The sequence below is a fragment of the Blastococcus sp. SYSU D00922 genome, assembly GCF_054050495.1.
The window spans coordinates 40,700-64,678 of sequence record NZ_JBJGZL010000001.1; the positions used below are offsets into that span (position 1 = coordinate 40,700).

Sequence of the window (23,979 nt, forward strand, 5' to 3'; positions counted from 1 at the left end):
TAGGCGGAACGGTGCCGATCCGCCGACACCATTACCCGGACTCAGGCGAGGTCGAGCACCCGGGCCTCCCAGGGGCGGAGGAGCTCCGGGTCCTCGTCGGGCAGGTTGCCGAGGACCAGTCGGCCCTCGAGCGCCTGGGGGAGCAGGTCGGCGAGGCGGTACGGCGTCCGGCTGACGTTGCAGATCACCAGCAGCACGCGGTCCCCGAGCGTGCGGGTGAAGGCGTAGACGTCGTCGTGCTCGGGCAGCAGCATCGCGAAGTCGCCGAGCGCGACCACCGGCTCCTCGTGCCGCAGGGCGATCAGCCGCCGGTAGTGGGCGAGCACCGAATCGGGGTCGCCGCGCTGGGCCTCGGCGTTCCACCGCACGTGGTCGGGGTTGACCGGCAGCCAGGGCGTCCCGGTCGTGAAGCCCGCGTTCGGCGACGCGTCCCACTGGACGGGCGTGCGCGCGTTGTCCCGGCTCATCCGGCGCAGCGCCTCGAGCAGGCGCGCCGGGTCCTCGCCCGCGACCATCGCCGTCCCGAAGTGGTTGACCGACTCCACGTCGCGGAAGTCGTCCACGGAGGCGAAGGGGAAGTTCGCCATCCCCAGCTCCTGGCCCTGGTAGACGTACGGCGTCCCGCGGTGCAGGTGCAGCAGCGTGGCGAGGCAGGTGGCGGAGTCACGCCGGTACTCCGGGCTGTCGTCGCCGAACCGGGAGACCGCCCGCGGCTGGTCGTGGTTGTCCCAGTACAGCGAGTTCCAGCCGACGTCGGCGAGGCCGGCCTGCCAGCGGCCGAACGACGCCTTGAGGTCGCGCATGCGGAGCGGGCGGAGGTCCCACTTCGACGTCCCATGGTCGAGCCCCACGTGCTCGAACTGGAAGACCATGTCCACCTCGGCCCGGGAGGGGTCGGTGAACAGCCGCGCCTCCTCGACGGTCACGCCCGGCATCTCGCCGACGGTGAGGAACGCTCCGTCACGCCCGGCGAAGACCTCGCGGTGCAACTCGGCCAGGAACTCGTGGATGCGCGGCCCGCAGAGGTAGGACGCCGACCCGTCCCCGAGCGACGTCCCTGGGATGGGTGGGCCGTCGTGCAGGTGCCCGTCCTCCGCGACGTCCTTGCTGATCATGTTGATGACGTCCATGCGGAAGCCGTCGACCCCGCGGTCGAGCCACCACCGCATCATCGCGTGGACCGCCTGCCGGACCTCCGGGTTCTCCCAGTTGAGGTCGGGCTGCTTCCGGTCGAACAGGTGCAGGTAGTACTCGCCGCTGGCCTCGTCGAACTCCCACACCGGGCCGGAGAAGAACGACTGCCAGTTCGTCGGCTCGGCACCCGGGTCGCCGCCGGCGAACCCGGCCCGGGGCGGCCGCCACCAGTACCAGTCGCGCTTGGGTGAGGACGGCGACGAGCGGGACTCGACGAACCACGGGTGCTCGTCGCTGGTGTGGTTGACCACCAGGTCCATCAGCAGCTTCATGCCGCGCGCGTGCAGCGCGGCGATCAGCTCGTCGAGCTGCTCGAGCGTGCCGAACAGCGGGTCGATGCCCTGGTAGTCGCTGATGTCGTAGCCGTTGTCGGCCTGAGGAGAGGGGTAGACCGGCGAGAGCCAGAGGACGTCGACGCCCAGGTCGCTCAGGTGGTCCAGCCGCCGCAGGACGCCGCCGAGGTCACCGATGCCGTCGCCGTCGGAGTCCTGGAAGGAGCGCGGGTAGACCTGGTAGGCGACCGCGCTGGTCCACCACGGGGCAGGCTCCATCAGCCGGGGAACGTGTGGTGGACCGCCTCGACGTTGTTGCCGTCGGGATCGCGGAAGAACACGGCGTAGTAGCCCGGGTGGTACTCCGGCCAGACGCGCGGCTCGTGCAGGATCTCCGTCCCGGCGTCGCGTGCCGCCGCGAACACCGCGTCCACGGCCTCGCGCGAGGGCGCCGAGATGGCCAGGTGCACCGGCCGGTGGCCGGTGTCGACGGCGGTGCCCAGCCACAGCCGGGGGAAGCTGTCCGGCCCGCAGAGCCCGACGACGGCGCCACCGCCCGGCGACTCGTAGCGCATCAGCTCCCGGACCCCGCAGGGCGCGAGCACGCGCGTGTAGAAGTCCGCCGCGGCGCCGACGTCGGTGCACTGCAGTGCCAGGTGATCGAGCATGCCGCGACGCTAGTGGCGGCTGGGGACGGGAAGCACCCGGGCCTGCGCCGACCGCGAAATCGGGTGCAACCCGTCGTACCCCTCGCCGACGATGACGGGGTGACCACCCTGCCGCGGGCGCTGTCGCCGCTGCGGCACCGCTCCTACCGCCTCCTGGCGCTGTCCCTGGTCTTCGCGCTGCTCACCCAGGGGCTGTGGGCCATCGGCATGGTCTGGCAGGTCATGGCCCTGGACGGCGGACCCGCGGCGCTCTCGCTGGTCACGGGGCTCAGTGCCGGAGGCATGCTGGTCACGACGCTGCTCGGGGGCGCGCTCGCCGACCGGATCCCGCAGCGGCAGATCCTGCTCGCCGTCGCGCTGCTGCAGGCGGCCGTGGTGGCGGTGGCCGCGGCCCTCTCGCTGGCCGGGGTGCTGGAACTGTGGCAGCTGGGCGCGGTGTCGCTGGTCGACGGCGTCCTCCTCGGCATGTACTACCCGGCCTACTCGGCGCTGCTGCCGGCGCTCGTCCCCGAGGGCGACCTGCTCGCCGCCAACGGGCTCGAGGGCGTCGTCCGCCCGGTGCTGGCCCAGGCCGCCGGGCCGGCGGCCGCGGGTTTCCTCGTCGCCGCCTTCTCGCCGGGCGCGGCGCTCGCGGTGACGGCCGTGGCCTCGCTGGCCGCCGCGGCCTGCCTCGCGGCCCTGCCGCGGACGCCGGTGCGCCGGGAGGGCGCCGGCGAGAGCTCGCTGCTCGGTGACGTGCGCGAGGGCTTCGTCTACATGGTCGGCACGCGGTGGCTGCTGGCGACGCTCCTGTTCGCCGCGCTGATGATCCTGCTGTTCATCGGGCCGTTCGAGGTGCTGGTGCCCTTCGCGATCCGCGAGATCGGCGGCGGGCCCAGCCAGCACGCGTGGGTGCTGGCCGCGTGGGGCATCGGCGGGGCCGTCGGGTCGCTCACGGTCGCCTCCCTGCGGCTGCCCCGGCGCTACCTGTCGGTGATGAACGCGCTGTGGGGCGTGGGCTGCGTGCCGATGGTCGTCTTCGCCTTCGCCACCGACCTCTGGCCGATGATCCTGGCCGGCGCCGTCATGGGCGGGACCTTCCAGGCGGGCATGGTCATCTGGGGCACCCTCCTGCAGCGCCGGGTGCCGCCCGCGCTGCTCGGCCGGGTCTCCAGCCTGGACTTCTTCCTCTCGCTGAGCCTCATGCCGTTGTCGATGGCGCTGGCCGGCACGGTGAGCGAGGTCATCGGGCTGACCGCGACGTTCCTCCTCGCCGGGCTCGGGCCGCCGGTCCTCGCCGTGATCACGATCCTCGCCGCGCGGTTGCCCGCCGACGAGACCGCCCACCCGCTGGACGTCGTCCCGACGCCGGCGGGGGCCGGACCGCTCGACCGGGTCTGAGCGGGCCCCCACCGGCGCTGCTTGGATGGGTGCGGTGCCGGGAGAGACCCGGTGCAGGAGGGAGAACCGTGGCCGAGCTGAGCCGACCGGACGTCGAGCCGCCGACCGGGCCCGCCCCCGACGACCTGGTGATCGAGGACCTGGTCGTCGGCGACGGCCCCGAGGCCAAGGCCGGGGACCTCGTGAGCGCGCACTACGTGGGGGTCACCCACGACGGCGGCGAGCAGTTCGACGCGTCCTGGGACCGCGGCGACCCGCTGGAGTTCCGGGTCGGCGTGGGCATGGTCATCCAGGGCTGGGACGAGGGCATCGTCGGCATGAAGGTCGGCGGCCGCCGCCGGCTCACCATCCCGGCGCACAAGGCCTACGGCGAGCGTGGAGCCGGCGGCGTGATCAAGCCCGGCGCCACCCTCGTCTTCGTGGTGGACCTCGTCGGCATCCGCTGAGCACGACCCGCGGGAGGACGCGCATGGCGTGACCTCCCGCGGGGCATCGCGCGGCGGTGACGCAACCGGCGCCGGCTCCCGACCACGTCCTGGCCGAGGACTCCACCGACAGCACCGGGAACGAGTCCACCGGCACCGTCCTCGTCGCGGGGCTGGCCAACCTCGGCATCGCCGTCGCGAAGCTGGTCGGTGGCCTGATCAGCCACTCCTCGGCGATGCTCTCCGAGGCCGCCCACTCGCTGGCCGACACGATCACCGAGGTGCTCCTGTTCGTCGCGCTCAAGCGCGGCGGCAGGCCGCCGGACGAGCGGCACCCCATCGGCTACGGCCGGGAGACCTACTTCTGGGCGCTGCTGGCCTGCCTGGCCACGTTCACCCTCGGCGCCGGGTTCTCCTTCTGGCAGGGCGTCACCACCATCCTCGAGGGCGAGGAGCAGGGCGACCCGCTCATCGCCTACGTCGTGCTGGCGATCTCCTTCGTGCTGGAGGGCGCCTCCTGGCTCAAGGCGGTGCGCCAGGTCCGCGGCTCCGCCCGCACGTGGGGGACGACGCCCCGCCGCTACCTGCGGGAGACGTCGGACACCACGGTCAAGGCGGTGACCTTCGAGGACAGCGCCGCGCTCGTCGGTCTGGTGCTGGCCGGAGCGGGCCTCGCCCTCGAGCACGTGACCGGCGACCCGGTCTGGGACGGCCTGGCCGCCATCGCGATCGGCGTGCTCCTCCTGGTCGTCGCCGGCGCGCTGGCCCGGGCGAACGTCTCGCTGCTGATCGGCCAGTCGATCCCGCCGGCCCTGCAGGAACAGCTCCGCCAGGAGATCGCCGCGCTGGACCAGGTGAGCGACGTGCCGGTGCTGCTCACGACGGTGATCGGCCCCGGCCAGCTCATCGTGATGGCGAAGGTCGACTTCGACGACACCGTGACGGTCGCCGACATCGAAGGGGCCTCCGACGAGGCCGAGCGACGGCTCGTGGCCAGGCACTCGGGCGTCCGGTACGTCTTCCTGGACCCCACCCGGGGCGACGGCCGGGCCCGCGCGGAGGTGCACCCGCCTCCGGCCGGGTGACCCGCGCCGCGGCCGGAATGCTTGAAGCGGCAACGAGGTTGCGCCGAGCATGCAGGTAGAGGTCTGGTCCGACGTCGTGTGTCCCTGGTGCTACATCGGCAAGCGCCGCCTGGAGAGCGCCCTCGAGCAGTTCCCGCACCGGGACCAGGTCGAGGTCGTGTGGCGGTCCTTCCAGCTCGACCCCTCCGTCCCCGAGGGCGAGACGCACCCGACGCTCCCCGCGCTGGCCGCCAAATACGGCGCCGGCGTCGAGGACATGCGCGCCAACATGGCCCGCGTCGAGCAGATCGCCGCCGGGGAGGGCCTCGAGTACCACCTGGCCGACGGGATCAGCGGGAACACCCTCCTCGCCCACGAGCTCCTCCACCTCGCCGATGAGCACGGCAAGCGCAACGAGCTCAAGGAGCGCCTGCTGCACGCGTACTTCGAGGAGGGCCGCACGGTCTTCTCCGTCGACGACCTGGTGCCGCTGGCCCTCGAGGTCGGCCTCGACGAGACCGAGGTCCGCGAGGCGCTGGCCGACCGCCGCTTCCTGGCGGCAGTTCGCCAGGACGGCGCGACGGCCCAGGCGCTCGGCGCGACCGGCGTCCCGTTCTTCGTCGTCGACCGCAAGTACGGCGCCGCGGGCGCCCAGCCGGCCGAGCTGCTGCTGCAGATCCTCGAGCGGGCCTGGGCCGACGCGCACCCGCTGCTCACCGTCCCCGCGGCCGAGGGCTGCGAGGACGGGACCTGCGCCGTCTAGCCCAGCAGCGTCGACACGGCGCGCAACGACTTCTCGGCGTCGGCGTCCAGCTCCCGGACGACGTCCACGGCTGACCGCTCGGCGGTGACCAGGCCGACCGCCTCCCCGGCGTAGAGCGGGGCGTGCGCCGGATCGCCGGTGCGCCGGCCCTCGACGACGAGGGCCCTCGCGGCGTCGTCGGCCACGAGCTCGGTCTCCCGGCCGTGCCACTCCCGGCTGAAGTCGTTGACCAGCGCCCGGCCGGGCCAGCGTTCGGGCCAGGCGATGCCCTCCGCGACGTCGAACGCCCGGGTCAGCACGGTCTCGTCGCCCGTGGCCTCGCGGATGCGGTGGCGGGCGGCCGGGCCGTTGAGCCCCTCGGTGCAGGCCAGCAGCGCCGTCCCGACCCAGACGCCGGCCGCCCCGGCGACCAGCATCGCCGCCATCGCGCGGCCGGTCGCGATGCCGCCGGCCGCGACCACCGGCCGGTCGGTGAGCGCCAGGACCTCCTGCAGCAGCGGCAGCAGCGCGCGCTGCCCGGTGTGCCCGCCGGCCTCGCTGCCCTGGGCGACCAGGACGTCGACGCCCGCGTCGACCGCGCGCCGGGCGTCGGCGACGGTGTTCACCTGCGCCGCCACCGCGATCCCGGCGTCGTGCAGCGGCCCGACCCAGGGCGCCGGGTCCCCGAAGGACATCGACACCAGGCTCGGCTGCGCGGCGACCGTCGCCTCGAACAGCTCGAGTCGGTCGGCGAGCGTCCAGATCATCAGCCCGACGCCGAAGGGCAGCTGGGCCTCCGCCGGCAGCGCGCACTGCTCGGTGACGAACTCGGCGCTGTGCCGGCCGCTGACCCCGATCATGCCGAGGCCACCGGCCTCGGAGACGGCGCGGGCCAACGCCCCGCCGGAGACGCCGGCCATCGGCGCACCGATGACCGGCGTCGTCAGGTCGAACCAGCGGGTCAGCGGGGTCCGGATCACCCGGCCATCATTGCGCGGCCGGTCCGGCCTGGTCGGTGCCCTGCAGCCGGCCCAGGAACTCGTGGCAGCGCCGGGCCCGCGCGGAGTCCTGATCCATCACCTCGCGGAAGAACGCCGCGACGTCGTCGAGGCCGGCGTTCTCGGCGTCCCGGACGTACTGGCCGTAGTCGTGCCCGGCCTTGAGCGAGTGGTACTGGACGGAGATGAGGTCGTAGTAGACGTCCTCGAAACCGGTCTCACCCGTGGCCATCGGTCCTCCTCGTGCTCGGAGCGGTCGGTACGGGCGCGCGGATACCCGCGACGGACCGCTCCGTCACATGGAGGTCAGGGTTCGGACGCCATCCCGCCGGTGACGTCGCCGCCGCCGGCCTCGTCGGGGAGGTTCTGGCTGGTGGCCAGCTCGTCCTCGCCGGCCGTCTCGGGGTCGTCGGCGGCCGAGGCGAGGTCGTCGCCCTGGCCGTGGGCGCCGGGATCGGCCTGGAGGGTGCGGGGGTCGTTGAGCGGATCCGGGACGTCGGGATCGGTGACGGACATGCCCGCTCGCATGCCCCGGCCGTCCACGGGCGGAAACCTCTGGCGAAACGCGTAACCGATGTGTTACGCATGTGCTGTGGAGGCGCTCGCGGCCCTGGCCGACCCGGTGCGGCGCGAGCTGGTGGCCCTGCTCGCCCACGGCGAGGTCGCGGCCGGCGACCTCGCCGACCGCTTCCCCGTCAGCCGGCCCGCGGTCAGCAGGCACCTCCGCGTGCTGCGCGAGGCGGGCCTGGTCACCTCGCGTGCCGACGGCAAGCGGCGGCTCTACGCGCTCGACCCGCGGCCCCTGCGCGAGATCGACGACTGGCTGGAGCCCTACCGCGACCTCTGGGCGCGGCGGCTGGACGCACTGGACACCGAGATCGCCCGCGGACGGCGGGCCCGACGGACAGGAGACGGCGCATGACACAGGATCCGGAGGCCCGCCGGGGGGCCGTCACCCGCCTGGACGACGGGCGGCAACGGGTGGAGTTCCGCCGCTCCTGGCCCGATCCGATCGAGGACGTCTGGTCGGCGCTGACCGAGCCGGAGCGCCTGGCCCGCTGGATCGGCCGCTACGACGGCGCCCGCGGCCCCGGCGGCACCGGGACCTTCGTCATGACGCACGAGGAGGGCGAGCACACCGGGGAGCCGATGACGATCCTCGAGTGCGACCCGCCCCGCCGCCTGGTCGTCGAGTGGACGCAGGAGCAGACGGAGAACTGGCGCGTCGACCTCGACCTGACCGCCGAGGACGGGCGGACCTGGCTGCGCTTCGTCCAGGTCTTCCCCGCCGACGCCGACGTCGTCGACTTCGCCATGGGCTGGCACTGGTACCTGGACAAGTTCGGCGCGGAGGTCGCCGGCACCTCGGCGCCGGGGGACTGGGACGCGTTCCTGGCCGAGGTGGGGCCCGGCTACGGCCGCAGCTGAGGACGGCCGAGCAGCGCCATGGCCACCGAGCCGGCCAGGCCCACGGCCACGATGGGCGTCTCGACCCGGTCCAGGCTGCCGGGGGTGAGCCGTCGCCGGCACTGCCGCTCCAGCAGGTAGCCGGGGATCATGCTGGTGCCGAGCAGGCGGAGCGCCGCGCGGGCCCGCTCCTCCGGCCTCCGGCGCAGCGTCGCGATGGCCCACGCCTGGCTCCCGAGCATGTAGGACGGCGCGCTGAAGGCGGTGCCGAGCCACCAGGAGTCCCGCCCGACGTTCGCCGGGCTGCCGGTCATGAACGGGATGTCGTAGTGCTTGCGCCGCCGGAGGGCGACCACCTGGCCGGCGAGGCCGGCGGCGAGCTGGACGGCGGAGGCGGCGACGAGCGCCCTGCGGTGCGCCATGGCGCCGCACCGTAGGGGCTGTCGCCGTCCTCGTGGGGTGTTCCGCGCGCCCGCTCTCAGACGGGCTCGGTCACCTGGACCGGGTGCGGGCCCGTCCACGGGCCGAGCCGGCCGAGCAGCCGGTCGCGCGAGGCCAACCGGGGGCCGGCCTGCACCGGGTAGACGTCGTGGCTGCCGGTGAGCTCCCGCGCGGCACGCGCGGCGAAGTTCGGGTCGTCCTGCGCCTCGCGCGCGACGGCCACCAGGTCGGCGAAGCCCTGTTCCAGGACCGCCTCGGCCTGACGGGCATCGACGATGAGCCCGACCGCCATGGTGGCGATGTCGGCCTCGGCGCGGATCCGCGCGGCGTGCGGCACCTGGTAGCCGTAGCCGATCGGGTGCTGCCAGCCGCCGCCGAGGCCCCCGCCGGAGGTGTCGATCGCGTCGACACCGCGCGCCTTGAGCTCCCGCGCGAAGGCGACGGTGTCCTCCACGGTGACGCCGTCCTTCGACCCGTCGACGGAGGAGACGCGCACGAACAGGGGTCGGTCCTCGGGCCAGACGGCGCGTACTGCCTCGACCACCTCGAGCGGGAACCGCATGCGGCCCTCGCGGGAGCCGCCGTACTCGTCGTCGCGGCGGTTGGTCAGCGGGGAGAGGAACTGGTTGAGCAGGTAGCCGTGGGCGGCGTGCACCTCGACGACGTCGAACCCCGCGGCCAGGGAGCGCCGCGTGGCCGCGACGAACGCCTCGCGGACCTCGGCCAGCTCGTCGACGGTGAGCGCGTGCGGGGTGGGCCAGCCCGGCGCCACCGGCACGGCGCTGGCGGACACCGTCTGCCACGGCTCCTCGCCCGGGGACGCGTTCTCCGGCGTCACCGGTCCCTCCCCGTCCCAGGGCCGCTTGCTGGAGGCCTTGGCGCCGGCGTGGGCGAGCTGGATGCCGGCCGTGGACCCGTGCGCGTGCAGGAAGTCGACGACCCGCGCCATCCCCGGGACCTGCTCGTCGGACCACAGGCCGGTGTCCCCGTGGCTGATCCGGCCCTCGGGGGTCACTCCCGTCGCCTCGACGACGACGAGCCCGAACCCGCCCAGCGCGAACCGGCCCAGGTGGGCCAGGTGGTAGTCGCCGACGATGCCGTCGGTGACCGCGTACTGGCACATGGGCGCGACGACGAGCCGGTTGGGCAGCGTGACGCCGCGCAGGGTCAGAGGCGTGAAGAGGGCTGGGGTGCTCACGCTGCGAGCCAACACGCCTGCGGGGCGTCGTCTTCCACCCCTCCACCAGGGCCTTCCGACCTGAAGACCAGACGTCCTAGACGTAACATCTCTCACGGTTACAGACGTCTAGAACGTCGGTAACCTCACCTGATCCCGATCGTTGCACCCAGCACCGATGCCGGGGCCCGCAGACAGAGCCAAGCACCAGCGCCGGTGCCGGATCCGCCCGGCTACCCAGAGGATGGAGACGCCGTGACTTCAGTGGCCACCCCCGGTCTCGACAACGCACCCACCACGCATGCCCGCCTCCTGGCATGGGTCCGGGAGATGGCCGAGCTGACGACCCCGGACCAGGTGGTGTGGGTAGACGGCAGCGACGAGGAGTGGGAGCGGCTGACCCAGAAGCTGGTCGACGCCGGCACCTTCACCCGCCTCGAGAAGAAGCCCAACTCCTTCTGGTGCGCCTCCGACCCCAGCGACGTCGCGCGGGTGGAGGACCGCACCTACATCTGCTCGGTCGACGAGGCCGACGCGGGGCCGACCAACAACTGGATGGACCCGGGCGAGATGAAGTCGATCATGACGGAGCTGTACCGCGGCTCCATGCGCGGCCGGACGATGTACGTCATCCCGTTCTGCATGGGCCCGGTCGAGGCCGAGAACCCGATGTTCGGCGTCGAGCTCACCGACTCCGAGTACGTCGTCGTCTCCATGCGCGTGATGGCCCGCATCGGCTCGCACATCCTCGAGGCCATGGGCGAGGACCGGCCGTTCGTGCCGGCCATGCACTCCCTCGGCGCCCCGCTGGAGCCCGGCCAGGACGACGTGCCGTGGCCCTGCAGCGACACGAAGTACATCGTGCACTTCCCCGAGGAGCGGGCCATCTGGTCCTACGGCTCGGGCTACGGCGGCAACGCGCTGCTGGGCAAGAAGTGCTACTCGCTGCGCATCGCCTCGGTCATGGCCCGCGACGAGGGCTGGCTCGCCGAGCACATGCTGATCCTCAAGCTGACCAGCCCGCAGCAGAAGACCTACTACGTGGCCGCCGCCTTCCCGTCGGCCTGTGGCAAGACCAACCTGGCGATGCTCGAGCCGACCATCCCCGGCTGGAAGGTCGAGACCCTCGGCGACGACATCGCCTGGATGCGGTTCGGCGAGGACGGTCGGCTCTACGCACTGAACCCCGAGTACGGCCTGTTCGGCGTCGCGCCGGGCACCGGCTGGGACACCAACCCCAACGCGATGCGCACCATCGACAAGGGCAACTCGGTGTTCACCAACGTCGCCCTCACCGACGACGGCGACATCTGGTGGGAGGGCATGACCGAGGAGCCGCCCGCGCACCTCACCGACTGGAAGGGCCGGGACTGGACGCCGGAGAGCGACGAGCTGTCCAGCCACCCGAACAGCCGCTTCTGCACCCCCATCACCCAGTGCCCCATCCTGGCGCCGGAGTACGAGGACCCGAAGGGCGTGCCGATCTCGGCGATCCTGTTCGGCGGCCGCCGCAAGACCACGATCCCGCTGGTCAGCGAGGCCCGGGACTGGAACCACGGCGTGTTCATGGGCGCGACGCTGTCGTCGGAGACGACGGCCGCGGCCACCGGCGCCGTCGGCGTGGTCCGCCGCGACCCGTTCGCGATGCTGCCGTTCATCGGCTACAACGCCGGTGACTACTTCGCCCACTGGGTGAACACCGGCAAGCAGGCCGACTCGACCAAGCTGCCGCGGATCTTCTACGTGAACTGGTTCCGCCGCGACGAGGACGGCGGCTTCCTGTGGCCGGGCTTCGGCGAGAACAGCCGGGTCCTCAAGTGGGTCGTCGAGCGCCTCGAGGGGACGGCGGCCGCCGTCGAGACCCCGGTCGGCCACGTGCCGACGGTCGACTCGCTCGACGTCTCGGGTCTGGACATGACGCCCGAGCAGGTCGAGAAGGCCCTCGCCGTCAAGCCCGAGGAGTGGCGCGAGGAGATCCCGCAGATCACCGAGTGGTTCGAGAAGTTCGGCGACAAGCTCCCCAGCACCATGTGGGACGAGCTGGAGATCCTCAAGAGCCGGCTCGCCTGAACCCACGAGACCAGGGCCCGGACCGCAGCGTGGCGGTCCGGGCCCTTCCTCGTCCGCGGCCGCCCGCCCCGCCGGCGTCCCGACGAGACGGGCGGGTCCGGGATCGGTAGCGTGGCGATGCCCCATGACGTGTGACGGAGGCTCCCCCGCTCGTGGCGAATCCCTACCTGCAGGTGCTGCGCACCCCGCACGCCCTGCCGATGGTGCTCGCCGCGTTCATCGGCCGGCTGCCCCTGTCGATGGTGGGGCTGGGCTGCGTCCTCCTGGTCGCCGACGAGACGGGCTCCTACGGCCTCGGTGGCGCGGTCGCCGCGGCCGGCGCCGTCACGACCGCCGCGGCGGGTCCGCTCCTGGGCCGGTGGGCCGACACCCACGGCCAGCGGCGGGTCCTGCTCCCGGTGCTGGCGGTCTTCGTCGTCTCCGGGATCTGCTTCCTCGCCGCGGTGAAGGACGACTGGCCGCTGTGGACGGTCTTCGCCTCGGCCGGCCTCGCGGGCGCCTGCATCCCGCCGGTCTCCTCGATGATCCGCGTGCGCTGGACGCACCTCCTGCGCGGCAGCCACCGCCTGCCGACGGCGCTGGCGATGGAGTCCGTCGTCGACGAGTTCGTCTTCATCGTCGGCCCGGTGCTGGTCACGTTCCTGTCCACGACGGGGCACTCGACCAGCGGCGTCGTCACCGCCTTCACCCTCGCCACCGTCGGCAGCCTGCTGTTCGCCGCCCAGGGGCGCACGGAACCGCCGCCGCACGGGCACGAGGCGCGGCAGGGCCCCTCGGCCATCCGTACCAAGGGCCTGCGCGTGCTGTTCGTCGTGGGGGCCGCGGTCGGCGCGATCCTCGGCTGCCTGGAGATCGCGCTGGTGGCCTTCGCCGACCAGGAGGACGCGAAGTCGCTGTCCGGCGTCCTCATCGCCGGGCTGGCGGTGGGGTCCATGGCCAGCGGCATCGGCTGGGGCACGGTGCACTGGCGGCTGCCGCTGCGCATCCGGCTGGCCGGGGTCCTCGTCCTGCTGACCCTGCTGAGCATCCCGCTGATGCTGGTCACCGACGTCTGGCTGATGCTCCCGTTCGTGGTGGTGGCCGGCGTGGCGGTGTCGCCCTCGCTGATCAGCTCGTTCACCCTCGCCGAGCTGCTCGTGCCCCGCTCGGCGGTGACGGAGGCGTTCACCTGGATCGGCACCGCGCTCGGCCTCGGGGTCGCCGTCGGCGCCTCCGTCGCGGGGAAGATCGTCGACGTCTGGGGGGCGAACGCCTCGTTCCTGGTGGCCACCGTCGCCGCCGCGATCGCCGCCGTGGTCGTCGTGGCCTGCCAGAAGCTGCTGCACATCCCGGCGGAGCACTCCTCGTCCCCCGCCCTGGTCCGCTGATGGCGCGCAGCATCGACGAGCTGCTCGCGCAGGTGCGCCGCCGCATCGACCGCGTCTCCCCGCAGGAGGCGGCGGCCCGCCTGGCCGCCGGCGCCCTCCTCGTCGACACCCGGCCCTGGGAGCAGCGCAGCCGGGACGGCGACGTACCCGGCGCCGTCCTCGTCGACCGCACCGTGCTCGAGTGGCGGCTGGACCCGGCGAGCCGGGACCGCATCCCGCAGGTGACCGGCTACGACCTCGACGTCGTCGTGATCTGCAACCAGGGGTACAGCTCCAGCCTCGTCGCCGACACCCTGCGCACGCTCGGGCTCCACCGCGCCGTCGACGTGGTCGGTGGCTTCGAGGCCTGGGCCGCGGCCGGGCTGCCGGTCGTCGGGGTGCGCCGGGCGGGCGCAGCGGCCTGATCCCGCGGGCCACACGGGCCCCACGGACCGCAGGCGTCGCGTAGGGTCTTGGCCCCGGTCCGGAAGCAGTCCGGACGCAACAGGGTCCCAGCTTCCCCCCGCGGATCGCCGTTCCCACGTCTGGACCTCGCCGTATGGCCACGCCTGCACCCGTGCCCGCACCTGTCCCGTCCCGCTTGCGCCGAGCCGTCGTCCTGGTCGCTGTCGCCGCGCTGGCGCCGCTCGGCGCCATCGGTGCGCCGGCCCAGGCCGCCGGTCCGGCCGCCGCCGACACCTTCTCCCGCTCCGTGAGCGGAGGCTGGGGGGCGGCCGACACCGGCGGGCGGTGGACCGTCAGCGACACGTCCCGCTTCGCCGTCTCCGGCGGCGCCGGAACCATCTCGATGACGACGGACGGTGTCACGCAGCGCGCCGGGCTCCCCGTCTCCGGGACGACGACCGACATCGTCACGACGCTGGCGCCGAGCCGGCTGCCGACCGGGACGGGGCTGTTCGTGTCGGTGGCGGGCCGCCAGGTGCCCGGTGTCGGCCAGTACCAGGCGAAGGTCCGCTGGCTGCCCGACGGGGGCGTGACCACCGCCCTCACCCGGCACGACATCCGCTGGACGGAGACCGTTCTCGTCCAGCCGGTGACCGTTCCGGCCGTCGCCGGCTCCCAGCCCGTGCGGGTGCGCGTGCAGGTCTCCGGTGTCTCGCCGAGCACGGTGCGGGCCAAGGTGTGGCAGGCCTCGGCGGCCGAGCCCGCGTCGTGGACGGTGTCCGCGGTCGACGGCACGACCGGGTGGCAGGCGGCCGGGGGTGTCGGGCTCGACAGCTACCTGTCCCGCGGCTCGGTGCCCCTGACCCTGCGGGTGGACGACGTCGCGGTCACCACCGGCGCGCCGGGTGACCCTGCTCCGGCCGTCCCACCCGCTCCGGTGGTCCCACCCGCGCCCGATGAGCCCGCAGCGCCGCCGCCCCCGCCCCAGTCGCCGGTGGCCGGTCCGGGCCCGGCGCCGACAGCGCGCGCGACCGCGGCGGCCGGATCTGCCACCGTGGGCACCGCGCGGTACCCGGTGCCGACGGGGGCCTACTCCGTCGCGCCGTCGGGCAACGACGCCGCTGCGGGCACCGCCGCCGCACCCTGGCGCACCCTCGGCCGCGCGATCGCCGCCGCCCCGTCGGGCGCCACCGTCGTCCTCCGGGGCGGCACGTACCACGAGACCGTGACCGTGCCCGCCGGCAAGAGGCTCACGATCCAGGCCCACCCGGGCGAGGCCGTGTGGCTCGACGGCAGCCGCCCGGTCACCGGCTGGGCGAACGACGGTGCGATCTGGCGGTCGGACGGCTGGACGGCGCAGTTCGACCACAGCCCGACGTACACCAAGGGCGCGCCGGACAACACCGCCGCCAACTGGGGCTTCGTCAACTCCGCGTACCCGATGGCCGCCTACCCCGACCAGGTGTGGATCGACGGCGTCGCGCAGCGGCAGGTCGGTTCCAGGGCCGCCGTCGTCCCCGGCACCTTCTTCGTGGACACCGCGGCCGATCGCCTCTACCTCGGGACGAACCCGGCAGGCCGGGCCGTCCGGGCCAGTGACCTGAGCGTGGGCATGACGATCCGCGGTGCGGGGACGGTCCTGCGCGGCATCGGCATCCACCGGTACGCGACCCCCGTGCCCGAGAAGGGCGCGCTCCGGCTCTCGGCGCCCGACGTCGTCGTCGAGAACGTGGTCGTCCGGGAGAACGCGACCCAGGCGGTCCTCGTGGGAGGCGTGAACGAGGGCGTGCGCAACACCCTGCGCAACGTCACGATCGAGCGGAACGGGATGCTCGGGATCGAGGCGCCCTACGCCGACAGGCTCGTGCTCGACTCGGTGCGGATCACCGGCAACAACACCGAGCACTTCAACATGGCGCCGGTCGCCGGGGGCGTCAAGATCGGCCGGTCGCGGCACATCACGGTCACCGACAGCGTCTTCGCCGACAACCTCGGTACGGGGCTGTGGTTCGACGAGTCGGTCTACGACGTCACCGCCACGGGGAACGACATCCTCCGGAACGGCGGGAACGGGCTGTCCTTCGAGATCTCCAGCAAGGGCCTGATCGCCGACAACGTCGTGTCGGGCAACGGTCAGACGGGCCTGAAGATCAACAACGCGTCGAACATGGACATCTGGAACAACACCGTGGTGGGGAACGCGGGCCGCCCCCTGTGGGTCGTGCAGGACCGGAGGCTGGCGAGCAACCCGTCGACACCGGGCCACGACCCCCGTCAACCGCAGCCCGATCCGACCGTCACCTGGTTGCTCGGCCCGGTGGCGATCCGGAACAACGTCATCAGCGGCGGCGTGGCGTCCAACTGCCTGCTGTGCGTCCAGGACTCGGAGCTGTTCCGGAAGGCCACCGACATGGGCATCACGGCGAACGGGAACGCCTACCACCGCACGGCGGTGGGCAGCCCGCGGCTGATGGTGCACTGGCCGGTCGGCACCCGGGACCCGAAGGTGTACGAGACCATCGCCGCCTTCCGCTCGGCCACGGGGCAGGAGGCGAGCGGCGCCGAGTACACCGGTCCACCGATCGTCGACGGCAGCCACCGGCTCACCCCGGCGGTGGCCGGCTCGGCGGTGGCGATCGCGCAGCCGGTGCCGGCGGCGATCGCCTCACGGATGGGCTTCGCCTCCGGCGAGGAGCGGCTGGGGGCGCGCACGGGCTGATCACGCGGCGCCTGCTGGCATGCTCGCCAGGTGCCCCGACCTCGCCCCGCCGCCGGCGGCGGGCGCCTGCTGGGCGTGGCTCCCGAACGTCTGGGCCGCTGGCTCGACGGCGTGGCCCAGCGGCACGGCGCCTTCGCCGACGTGCGGCCGGCCGGGGGGTCCCTGCGCGTCACGTGCGCCGACACGACCACCGTCGTCCTCACCGCACCGTTCGGCTGGGCGCCGCAGCCGCCCCTGCTGGGCACGTTCACCGCGGCCGCGCGGCAGCCGCGGCGCGCCGCGGTGCTGCTGGTCCGCCGAGGCCGCTGGGCGGTCGGGGTGTTCGACGGCACGGAGCTGGCCGCCTCGAAGGTCGACGCCCGACAGGTCCAGGGCCGGACCGCGGCCGGCGGCTGGTCGCAGCAGCGGTTCGCGCGGCGGCGTGGTCACCAGACCGACGCGGTCGTGTCGCACGCGGTGGAGACCGCCGTACGGGTCCTGCTCCCGCACGCCGGGTCGGTGGAAGCCCTGTTCACCGGCGGTGACCGCGGGCTGGTGGACGACGTGCTCGCCGACCCGCGCCTGGCACCGTTGGCGGCGCTGCGGCGGGAGCCGGCCCTGGAGGTCGGGGAGCCGACCAAGGCGGCGCTGGTCGCGACGCCCGAGCAGTTCCGCGCCGTCCGGGTGCACATCGTCGAGCCCGGCGACCGGCCGTAGCCGGGCGCGGCCGCCCGGCCGCCCGGCCGCCGGAACGACGTCGACGGGGCGCGCCGTGCGGCGTAACGTCCTGCGACCGTGTCTCACCCCGCCGAACCCGAGACCGCCGATCCCGTCCTGACCGCCGAGCGCGCCCACCTGGCGCGCGCGGCCGAGTGCCTCACCGAGATGCGGGCCGCCGCCTCAGCCGTCGTCGACGCCGGTGTCGACGCCTGGGCCTCGGAGCGGCTGGGCGCCGCCCGCGCCGAGCGGCTGCGCGCGCTGGCCGCCGACCCCGGCGTCCCGCCGTTCTTCGGTCGCACCGACTCCGCGACGGAGACCTTCCACATCGGCCGCCGGCACGTCCGCGACGCAGCCGGCGACCCCGTCGTCATCGACTGGCGGGCGCCGATGAGCCGGCCGTTCTACCAGGCCACCGCCGCCGACCGGCAGGGCCTGGAGCGGCGCCGCCGGTTCGGGTTCTCCGCCGGGGAGCTCACCGGCTACGAGGACGAGGTCCTGGCCGACGGGCAGGAGAAGGGGGACTTCCTCCGCCAGGAGATCGAGCGCCCCCGCAGCGGGCCGATGCGCGACATCGTCGCCACGATCCAGCCCGAGCAGGACGACATCGTCCGCGCCCCGCTCGCCGAGTCGATCTGCGTGCAGGGCGCCCCCGGCACAGGCAAGACGGCGGTCGGCCTGCACCGCGCCGCCTACCTGCTCTACACGCACGGCGGCCAGCTGGCGCGGACCGGCGTCCTCGTCGTGGGGCCCAACCGGGCGTTCCTGCGCTACATCGAGCAGGTGCTGCCGACCCTCGGCGAGGTCGACGTCGAGCAGACCACCGTCGCCGACCTCACCGCCCGGGTGCCCGTGCGCGCGGTCGACCGGCCGGAGGTCGCCGTCCTCAAGGGCGACGTCCGCATGGCCGAGCTGCTGCGGCGCGCGCTCTGGGGCGAGATCCGCAAGCCGGCCGACTCGGTGCAGGTCCCGCTCGCCGGGCGGCGGTACCGGGTGCCGGTCGAGCGGCTCAAGCGCTACGTCGACGACCTCCGCCGCCGGGCCCGGGCGGACGACGACCAGCAGCTGCTGCACTACGCGGCCGGCCGCGAGCGCCTGATGATGCTGCTCGCCGAGGACGCGCGGCGGCAGAAGGAGGAGGCCGGCGGCAGCCCGAGCGACGCCGAGACCCGCCGAGCGGCCCGCAGCGCCGAGGTCCGCGCCTTCTGCGACGAGGTCTGGCCCGCACGCGAGGCGGCCGGGCTGCTCTGCGAGCTGTGGAGCGACGCCGACCGGTTGGCCCGGGCCGCCCGCGGCTTGCTCGACGACGACGACCAGGCGCTGCTGCGGTGGCCGGTCCCGCCCCGGTCGGTGCGCAGCGCACCCTGGAGCGCGGCCGACGCGGTCCTCGCCGACGAGGTCGCCGGTCTCCTCGAGCGGACCCCGGGCTACGGGCACGTGGTGGTGGACGAGGCGCAGGACCTCTCGCCCATGCAGTGCCGCGCGGTGGCCCGCCGGCTGGCCGCCGGGTCGCTCACCGTGCTCGGTGACCTGGCGCAGGCGACGAGCCCCTGGTCGCCGTCGGACTGGCAGGAGACCCTGGCCGGGCTGGGGCGTCCGGGCACCGTCGTGCGCCCGCTCACCCGCGGCTACCGGGTGCCCGGCGAGGTGCTGGAGTTCGCCAACCGGCTGCTGCCGCTCATCGCGCCCGGTCTCCCGGCGGCGACCGCGGTCCGCAGCGACCCGGGGTCCCTGCGGGTCCGGCCCGTCAGCGCGCTGGCGGGTCCGCTCGCGGACGTGGTGGGGGAGCTGGGCGGTGTCCCGGGCTCCATCGGGGTCGTCTGCGCCGACGCCGCGGTGACCGAGGTCGCCGCCGTCCTCACCGCCGCGCGCCTGCCGGCGGCGGTCCTGACCGACGACGGCGAGGAGGCGGCGCGGATCGCCGTCGTCCCGGCGACGCTGGCCAAGGGGCTGGAGTTCGACGCCGTCGTGGTGGTCGACCCGGCGGCGATCGTGGCAGCCGAGCCGCGGGGGATGCACCGCCTCTACGTGGTCCTCACGCGGGCGGTGAGCACCCTCGTCGTCCTGCACCGGGACGACCTCCCGGCACCCCTCGCGGCCCACGCAACCCTCTGACCTCGACCTTCCCAGCCGCCCGTCGCGTTCCGTCACGGGCTGGCTACGGACGGCGCGGGGGATTGTGGGACCGGACGTTCTCTGTTGGGGTGATGCCCGCATCCGAGGGAGGAGGGTCATGGAGAAGCGCAGGGGGACGTTCGTCACGCTCTGCGTCCTGACCCTCAGCGTCGTCCTCGCCGGGGCGCTCCTGGCCGGGCTGCTCATGCCGTGGATCGGGGGACCGGCGCTCGCGGCCCAGCAGTCGACCAGCCTGCTGGGCGATCCGCCGGAGGAGCTGACCGACCTGCCGCCGGCCGGCAACACGACCGTCCTGGCCGCGAACGGCGAGCTGATCACCTCGTTCTACCGGGAGAACCGCGCCCCCGTGGCCGGCGACCAGATCGCGCAGGTCATGAAGGACGCGATGGTCGCGATCGAGGACGCCCGGTTCTTCGAGCACGGTGGCCTCGACGTCCAGGGCACCCTGCGCGCGCTCGTGCGGAACATCGCGGCCGGCGAGGTGATGGAGGGCGGCTCGACGCTCACCCAGCAGCTGGTGAAGCAGACGCTGCTGCAGTCGACCGACGACCCGACCGCGCGGGACGCGGCGACCGAGCAGAGCGTCGGCCGCAAGCTGCGCGAGGCGCGCCTGGCGCTCGACCTGGAGGACCGGTACTCCAAGGACGAGCTGCTCACCCGCTACCTCAACATCGTCTACTTCGGGCAGAACGCCTACGGCGTGCAGCCGGCCGCGCGGGCCTACTTCGGCGTCGACGCCTCCGCGCTGACCCTGCCCCAGGCGGCTCTGCTGGCCGGGCTGGTGCAGAGCCCGTCGGACGACGACCCGCTGGTCAACCCCGAGGGCGCCACCATCCGCCGCAACCAGGTGCTGGACCGGATGGCCGAGCAGGGGTACATCACGCCGGAGCAGGAGGCCGAGGCCGCCCTCGCCCCCCTCGGCCTGGCGCCCGCGCCGGCTCCCCGCCGCGGCTGCGTCGAGGCGAGCGTCGGCCCGTACGTCTGCGACTTCGTGCAGAAGTACGTGACCCAGACCCTGGGCATCAGCCAGCTGGAGCTCGAGACCGGCGGCTACGTCATCCAGACCACGCTGGACCCCGAGCTCCAGCGCTCCGGCGACGCGGCGGTGCTGAACACGCTGCCGCTGGAGGACGAGCGGGTCGCCACCTTCAGCGCGGTGGAGCCCGGCACCGGCCACCTGCTGGCGCTCAGCGTGAACCGGATCTTCGGCTACGACGTCAACGACCCGACGCAGGAGTCCTACAACCTCAACGTGGCGCCCAGCCGAGGGGCCGGGTCGACGTACAAGGTGTTCGTGGCGGCGGCCGCGCTCGCCCGCGGGTTCTCGAACCAGTACACGCTCACCGCGCCCAGCCCGTACCGCTCCCGCGTCTACCGGGAGGAGGGCGGGCCGTACACGGTGGAGAACGCCGGCACCTACCGGCCCACGCTGGACCTCACCACGGCCCTCTACCAGTCGTCGAACACCTACTTCGTCGCCCTGGAGGACGCGCTCGGCAGCGTGGAGGAGCCGGTCCGCATCGCCGAGGACATGGGGCTCTACCAGTTCGGCCCCGCCGGCCTGCCGGACCAGATCATCGAGGAGAACCGCGGTTCGTTCACCCTGGGCCCGGACGCGACCAGCCCCCTGGGCCTGGCCAGCGCCTACTCGACCCTGGCGGCGGGCGGCACGCAGTGCGACGTCCTCCCCGTGACCCAGATCCTCGACCGCGACGGCGAGCCCCTCACCGACGAGGACGGCGACCCGGTGGTGAAGGCCGACAACTGCACCCCCGATGCCATCCCGGCCGGGGTGGCCAGCACCCTCAACCAGATGCTGCGCAAGGACGTCGAGCCGGGGAACCCCGGCCAGACGGCGCCGGCCGCCTACGTCCGCGGCCACCAGATCGCCGGCAAGACGGGAACGGCGCAGGGCAACGTGTCGGTGACCTTCGTCGGCTACACGCCGGAGATCACCGCGAGCGTCATGGTCTTCAACCCGAAGCGGAACCAGAACGTCGGTGGCTTCGGCGGTGGCAAGGGCGCCACGGTCTGGCACGACGCCATGGCTCCCATCCTCCAGGCGCGGGGCAGCGGCACGTTCCCGCCGGCCGACCAGACCGTGGCGAACGGGAACACCAAGCCGGTGCCCGGGTGCACCGACCCCTTCCAGTGCGCCCGCGCGCTGGCCGCGGCCGGGTTCCAGAGCACGACCGTGCGGGTGAACAGCGACAAGCGGGACGGCGAGCTCGTCGGCACCAGCCCTGGGCGTGGGGGCCGCGCCGTCCCGGGTCAGGTCGTGACGATCCTGGTGAGCAACGGCTCGGGCTACGTCGAGCCCGCGCCCGAGACGGCGCCGCCGCCACCGCCGCCGGTCGAGCCCCCACCTGTCGAGCCACCGCCCACGACCCCACCGCTCGAGGGCGTGCCGATCGAGGACCTCCCGGGCGGCCTCCCGCTACCCGGCCGCTGATCGGCGGGGCAGCTCGTCGAGCGCCTGCGTCGCGAGCCAGCCCGCGATGACGACGAGGTGCAGCAGGAAGAGCCACAGGCCCAGCGCCACCACCCCGCCGACGACGTCGAGGCCGCCGAACGGCGCCCCGAGGTCCAGCGGCAGGGCCAGGAACAGCACGAACCCCTGCAGGAACCCGGACAGGCAGGCCGCGGTGAAGAGCGCCCCGGCGACCAGCGCCGGCCACCGGATCGGCGCACCGGCGACGACCCGGAAACCCCAGGCGAGCGGCACGGCCAGGGCGGCCATGACTCCGTAGAAGCCGATCGCGACCCGGCCGACCGTCGCGCCGGCACCCCCGGTCTCGGCGAGGTCGGCCATCACCGGCACGGTGAGCAGGAGCGGGTACAGCAGCAGCGGGGTCACCAGGACGACGGGCAGGGCGGCCAGCCGACCCCTCCAGCCGGTGAGCCCCTCCCGCCGTCCGCCGAACCGCAGGAGGGCGCGGCGGAGGCCCTCGCCGTAGAACGACATGGGCACCAGGGCCAGCAGCCCGTCGAGGAGGGACATGCCCACCCCCGCGGCGACCAGTTCCTCGACGGCGTCCGGGGCCCCGACCGCGGAGGGGAGCAGGTCGGCCAGCCGGGCGCCCAGCTCGGTGACGCGCTCCGCGGAGGTCAGCCAGGCGGTCAGCCCGAACGCCAGGACCAGCACCGGGACGACGGCGATGCCCGCGTAGAACGTCAGCCCCGCCGCGATCAGGGCCAGGTCGCGGCCGACGAGCCGGCGCCGGACACCCGACAGGACCCCGGCAGCCCCCGCGCGAAGACGTCCGGCGCGGGAGGTCAGCGCGGGTCCAGCAGGTGGCGCGCGGCCGCGTAGCCCCCGAGCCCGCTGACCGCGCCCCCCCGGACGGTGCCGCCCGAGGAGGCCGCCACGATCCGCGGGTGCGCGGTGGCCGCGCCCCAGGTGCCCACCTCGTCCGGCGTCGCGGCGACGGGCCAGGCGAGGTCGCCGTGGAAGATGTGCCCGCCGGGCATGGCGAGGGACTCCTCCACGTCCAGCGGCGAGGCTGCCTGCAGGCACGGCTCGCCGTGCACGTCGCGCGCCAGGCAGTCGAGCAGCGGCTCCTCGAGGTGGGCGTCGAGCTGGGCGACCACCCGGCGGACGGCCTCCCGGCGCGTTCCGACCGGGTCCTCGCGGAAGAGCTCGGCCGGGGTGTGCAGGCCGAACAGCGTCAGGGTCTGCACGCCCGTCGCCCGCTCGACCGGGCCCAGGACGGACGGATCGCTGAGCGAGTGGCAGTACACCTCGAACGGGATGACCTCCGGCAGCCGGCCGGCCGCGGCCTGCGCGTAGGCGGCGTCGATCTGCTGGGCCGACTCGTCCACGTGGAAGGTCCCGGCGAAGGCCGTCGCGGGGTCGGTCCCGGCGCGCAGCCGGGGGAGCCGGGCCAGCACCATGTTGACCTTGAGCTGGGAGCCCGACGGCCGCGGACCGGCGTCGGCGCCCGTCAGCTCGGCGAGCACGGCCGGCGCGGCCCCGCTCACGACGTGGCCGGCCTCGGTCGTCAGGTCGGTGCCGTCGTCGTCGGTCCAGTGGACCGAGACCCCGCCCGGCGAGGGGTCCAGCGCCGTGACGGTGGCCCGCGTGACGATCTCGGCGCCGGAGCGGCGGGCGGCCGCGGCGATGGCCCCGCTGACGGCACCCATCCCGCCCACCGGCACCCGCCAGCGGCCGGTCCCGTTGCCGATGAGGTGGTACAGGAAGCAGCGCCCGGCCAGCCCGTCGTCGGCGTGCACGTCGGCGAAGGTCCCGATCAGCCCGTCGGTCAGGGCCACCCCGCGGACGACGTCGTCGGACAGGTGGTCGGCGACCACGTCGGCCAGCGGCCGCTCGCGGAGGTCGTGCCACAGCTCGGGGTCGCGCAGCCGGCCGGCCAGCTCGTCGGGCGACAGCAGCGGCTCGGTCAGGGTGGGGGCCAGGTCCTCCGCGAGGGTCGCCAGCCGGCCGTAGAAGCGCTGCCACCCGGCGAACTCGCGGTCGGATCCGGTCAGGCGCTGGAACGACCCCGCCGTGGCCGGCCCCTCGTCCCGCTCCACGAGCAATCCGGTGGACCGGCCGTCGCGGGCGGCGGCCGTGTACGAGGCCACGGCCCGGTCGGCCAGCCGGACGTCGAGCCCCAGATCCTCGACGATGCGGTCGGGCAGGAGGCTGACCAGGTAGGAGTAGGCCGACAGCCGGACGTCGACCCCGTCGAACACCTGGCGGCTGACCGCGGCGCCGCCGACCTGCGGCAGGCGCTCGAGCACGAGCACCGACCGGCCCGCCCGGGCGAGGTAGGCGGCGGCGACCAGGCCGTTGTGCCCTCCACCGACGACCACGACGTCGTACCTGCTGCGCGTCAC

Annotated in this window: 22 protein-coding genes; 13 read left to right on the forward strand and 9 right to left on the reverse strand. The window is 74.1% G+C overall.

The window, feature by feature from the left end; all coding sequences use genetic code 11:
• Positions 1-41: 41 nt before the first annotated feature.
• Both ACI78T_RS00215 and ACI78T_RS00220 read right to left on the reverse strand, forming a co-directional pair.
• Complete coding sequence (locus tag ACI78T_RS00215; RefSeq protein ID WP_456556080.1) at positions 42-1,745, reverse strand: glycoside hydrolase family 13 protein; 1,704 nt, start codon at positions 1,743-1,745, stop codon at positions 42-44.
• Positions 1,745-2,134 (reverse strand): VOC family protein, encoded by a 390-nt coding sequence (locus tag ACI78T_RS00220; RefSeq protein WP_456556081.1) that lies wholly within the window; start codon positions 2,132-2,134, stop codon positions 1,745-1,747. Before ACI78T_RS00220 ends, ACI78T_RS00215 begins: the two co-directional genes overlap by 1 nt.
• Before the next feature lie 99 nt (positions 2,135-2,233).
• On the opposite strand from ACI78T_RS00220, the gene ACI78T_RS00225 reads away from it, so the two are divergent.
• From ACI78T_RS00225 to ACI78T_RS00240, 4 genes are all read left to right on the forward strand, one after another.
• On the forward strand, positions 2,234-3,514 hold the full coding sequence (locus ACI78T_RS00225) for an MFS transporter (protein WP_456556082.1): 1,281 nt from the start codon (positions 2,234-2,236) through the stop codon (positions 3,512-3,514).
• A 68-nt stretch (positions 3,515-3,582) separates the two neighbouring features.
• Positions 3,583-3,960: an FKBP-type peptidyl-prolyl cis-trans isomerase gene (locus ACI78T_RS00230; protein ID WP_456556083.1), complete on the forward strand. Its 378-nt coding sequence runs from the start codon at positions 3,583-3,585 to the stop codon at positions 3,958-3,960.
• A gap of 56 nt (positions 3,961-4,016) precedes the next feature.
• Positions 4,017-5,024 carry a cation diffusion facilitator family transporter gene (locus tag ACI78T_RS00235; RefSeq protein WP_456556084.1) on the forward strand — a complete coding sequence of 336 codons (1,008 nt, stop codon included), beginning with the start codon at positions 4,017-4,019 and terminating at the stop codon, positions 5,022-5,024.
• 49 nt (positions 5,025-5,073) lie between these two features.
• Positions 5,074-5,766, forward strand: coding sequence for a DsbA family oxidoreductase (locus tag ACI78T_RS00240; RefSeq protein WP_456556085.1), 693 nt, complete (start codon positions 5,074-5,076; stop codon positions 5,764-5,766).
• Here the strand turns inward: ACI78T_RS00240 and ACI78T_RS00245 are convergent.
• The 3 genes from ACI78T_RS00245 to ACI78T_RS00255 all read right to left on the reverse strand — a co-directional run bounded on the left by ACI78T_RS00245 (position 5,763) and on the right by ACI78T_RS00255 (position 7,259).
• Positions 5,763-6,725, reverse strand: coding sequence for an NAD(P)H-dependent flavin oxidoreductase (locus ACI78T_RS00245; protein ID WP_456556086.1), 963 nt, complete (start codon positions 6,723-6,725; stop codon positions 5,763-5,765). The genes ACI78T_RS00240 and ACI78T_RS00245 overlap by 4 nt on opposite strands.
• A gap of 7 nt (positions 6,726-6,732) precedes the next feature.
• Positions 6,733-6,975: an acyl carrier protein gene (locus ACI78T_RS00250; protein ID WP_456556087.1), complete on the reverse strand. Its 243-nt coding sequence runs from the start codon at positions 6,973-6,975 to the stop codon at positions 6,733-6,735.
• A 74-nt stretch (positions 6,976-7,049) separates the two neighbouring features.
• Complete coding sequence (locus tag ACI78T_RS00255; protein WP_116450744.1) at positions 7,050-7,259, reverse strand: hypothetical protein; 210 nt, start codon at positions 7,257-7,259, stop codon at positions 7,050-7,052.
• 76 nt (positions 7,260-7,335) lie between these two features.
• On the opposite strand from ACI78T_RS00255, the gene ACI78T_RS00260 reads away from it, so the two are divergent.
• Positions 7,336-7,665 carry an ArsR/SmtB family transcription factor gene (locus ACI78T_RS00260; protein ID WP_456556088.1) on the forward strand — a complete coding sequence of 110 codons (330 nt, stop codon included), beginning with the start codon at positions 7,336-7,338 and terminating at the stop codon, positions 7,663-7,665.
• Positions 7,662-8,171 carry an SRPBCC family protein gene (locus tag ACI78T_RS00265; protein WP_456556089.1) on the forward strand — a complete coding sequence of 170 codons (510 nt, stop codon included), beginning with the start codon at positions 7,662-7,664 and terminating at the stop codon, positions 8,169-8,171. Before ACI78T_RS00260 ends, ACI78T_RS00265 begins: the two co-directional genes overlap by 4 nt.
• Here ACI78T_RS00265 and ACI78T_RS00270 read toward each other — a convergent pair.
• Both ACI78T_RS00270 and ACI78T_RS00275 read right to left on the reverse strand, forming a co-directional pair.
• The gene (locus ACI78T_RS00270; protein ID WP_456556090.1) at positions 8,156-8,572 is read right to left on the reverse strand and encodes a hypothetical protein; all 417 of its coding nucleotides are present in this window, start codon (positions 8,570-8,572) and stop codon (positions 8,156-8,158) included. The two genes, ACI78T_RS00265 and ACI78T_RS00270, sit on opposite strands and share 16 nt — an antisense overlap.
• 56 nt (positions 8,573-8,628) lie before the next feature.
• Complete coding sequence (locus ACI78T_RS00275) at positions 8,629-9,789, reverse strand: NADH:flavin oxidoreductase/NADH oxidase (RefSeq protein WP_456556091.1); 1,161 nt, start codon at positions 9,787-9,789, stop codon at positions 8,629-8,631.
• A 234-nt stretch (positions 9,790-10,023) separates the two neighbouring features.
• Between ACI78T_RS00275 and ACI78T_RS00280 the strand changes: the two genes are divergently transcribed.
• The 7 genes from ACI78T_RS00280 (at position 10,024) to ACI78T_RS00310 (ending at position 21,592) form a co-directional block, all read left to right on the forward strand.
• Positions 10,024-11,838, forward strand: a complete 1,815-nt coding sequence (locus tag ACI78T_RS00280) for a phosphoenolpyruvate carboxykinase (GTP) (protein WP_456556092.1) — start codon at positions 10,024-10,026, stop codon at positions 11,836-11,838.
• Positions 11,839-11,990: 152 nt separating this feature from the next.
• A complete protein-coding gene (locus tag ACI78T_RS00285; protein WP_456556093.1) occupies positions 11,991-13,205 on the forward strand; it encodes an MFS transporter in 1,215 nt (404 codons plus the stop codon).
• Positions 13,205-13,609 (forward strand): rhodanese-like domain-containing protein, encoded by a 405-nt coding sequence (locus tag ACI78T_RS00290; protein WP_456556094.1) that lies wholly within the window; start codon positions 13,205-13,207, stop codon positions 13,607-13,609. Before ACI78T_RS00285 ends, ACI78T_RS00290 begins: the two co-directional genes overlap by 1 nt.
• Positions 13,610-13,761: 152 nt before the next feature.
• Entirely contained in the window at positions 13,762-16,308 is a 2,547-nt protein-coding gene (locus ACI78T_RS00295) for a right-handed parallel beta-helix repeat-containing protein (protein ID WP_456556095.1), read from the forward strand.
• A gap of 30 nt (positions 16,309-16,338) precedes the next feature.
• Entirely contained in the window at positions 16,339-17,004 is a 666-nt protein-coding gene (locus ACI78T_RS00300) for an acVLRF1 family peptidyl-tRNA hydrolase (RefSeq protein WP_456556096.1), read from the forward strand.
• A 78-nt stretch (positions 17,005-17,082) separates the two neighbouring features.
• Positions 17,083-19,119: a HelD family protein gene (locus ACI78T_RS00305; protein WP_456556097.1), complete on the forward strand. Its 2,037-nt coding sequence runs from the start codon at positions 17,083-17,085 to the stop codon at positions 19,117-19,119.
• Positions 19,120-19,237: 118 nt separating this feature from the next.
• Complete coding sequence (locus ACI78T_RS00310; protein ID WP_456556098.1) at positions 19,238-21,592, forward strand: transglycosylase domain-containing protein; 2,355 nt, start codon at positions 19,238-19,240, stop codon at positions 21,590-21,592.
• Here ACI78T_RS00310 and ACI78T_RS00315 read toward each other — a convergent pair.
• Both ACI78T_RS00315 and ACI78T_RS00320 read right to left on the reverse strand, forming a co-directional pair.
• Positions 21,578-22,285 carry a YhjD/YihY/BrkB family envelope integrity protein gene (locus tag ACI78T_RS00315; protein WP_456556099.1) on the reverse strand — a complete coding sequence of 236 codons (708 nt, stop codon included), beginning with the start codon at positions 22,283-22,285 and terminating at the stop codon, positions 21,578-21,580. The two genes, ACI78T_RS00310 and ACI78T_RS00315, sit on opposite strands and share 15 nt — an antisense overlap.
• 131 nt (positions 22,286-22,416) lie before the next feature.
• Positions 22,417-23,979, reverse strand: coding sequence for a phytoene desaturase family protein (locus tag ACI78T_RS00320; protein ID WP_456556100.1), 1,563 nt, complete (start codon positions 23,977-23,979; stop codon positions 22,417-22,419).

What these genes read in the sequence shown, in the direction of transcription:
- ACI78T_RS00215 (WP_456556080.1), bottom strand. Translation starts at nt 1,745, where the DNA reads ATGGAGCCTGCCCCGTGGTGGACCAGCGCGGTCGCCTACCAGGTCTAC.
- ACI78T_RS00220 (WP_456556081.1), bottom strand. Translation starts at nt 2,134, where the DNA reads ATGCTCGATCACCTGGCACTGCAGTGCACCGACGTCGGCGCCGCGGCG.
- ACI78T_RS00240 (WP_456556085.1), top strand. Translation starts at nt 5,074, where the DNA reads ATGCAGGTAGAGGTCTGGTCCGACGTCGTGTGTCCCTGGTGCTACATC.
- ACI78T_RS00250 (WP_456556087.1), bottom strand. Translation starts at nt 6,975, where the DNA reads ATGGCCACGGGTGAGACCGGTTTCGAGGACGTCTACTACGACCTCATC.
- ACI78T_RS00255 (WP_116450744.1), bottom strand. Translation starts at nt 7,259, where the DNA reads ATGTCCGTCACCGATCCCGACGTCCCGGATCCGCTCAACGACCCCCGC.
- ACI78T_RS00265 (WP_456556089.1), top strand. Translation starts at nt 7,662, where the DNA reads ATGACACAGGATCCGGAGGCCCGCCGGGGGGCCGTCACCCGCCTGGAC.
- ACI78T_RS00270 (WP_456556090.1), bottom strand. Translation starts at nt 8,572, where the DNA reads ATGGCGCACCGCAGGGCGCTCGTCGCCGCCTCCGCCGTCCAGCTCGCC.
- ACI78T_RS00290 (WP_456556094.1), top strand. Translation starts at nt 13,205, where the DNA reads ATGGCGCGCAGCATCGACGAGCTGCTCGCGCAGGTGCGCCGCCGCATC.
- ACI78T_RS00310 (WP_456556098.1), top strand. Translation starts at nt 19,238, where the DNA reads ATGGAGAAGCGCAGGGGGACGTTCGTCACGCTCTGCGTCCTGACCCTC.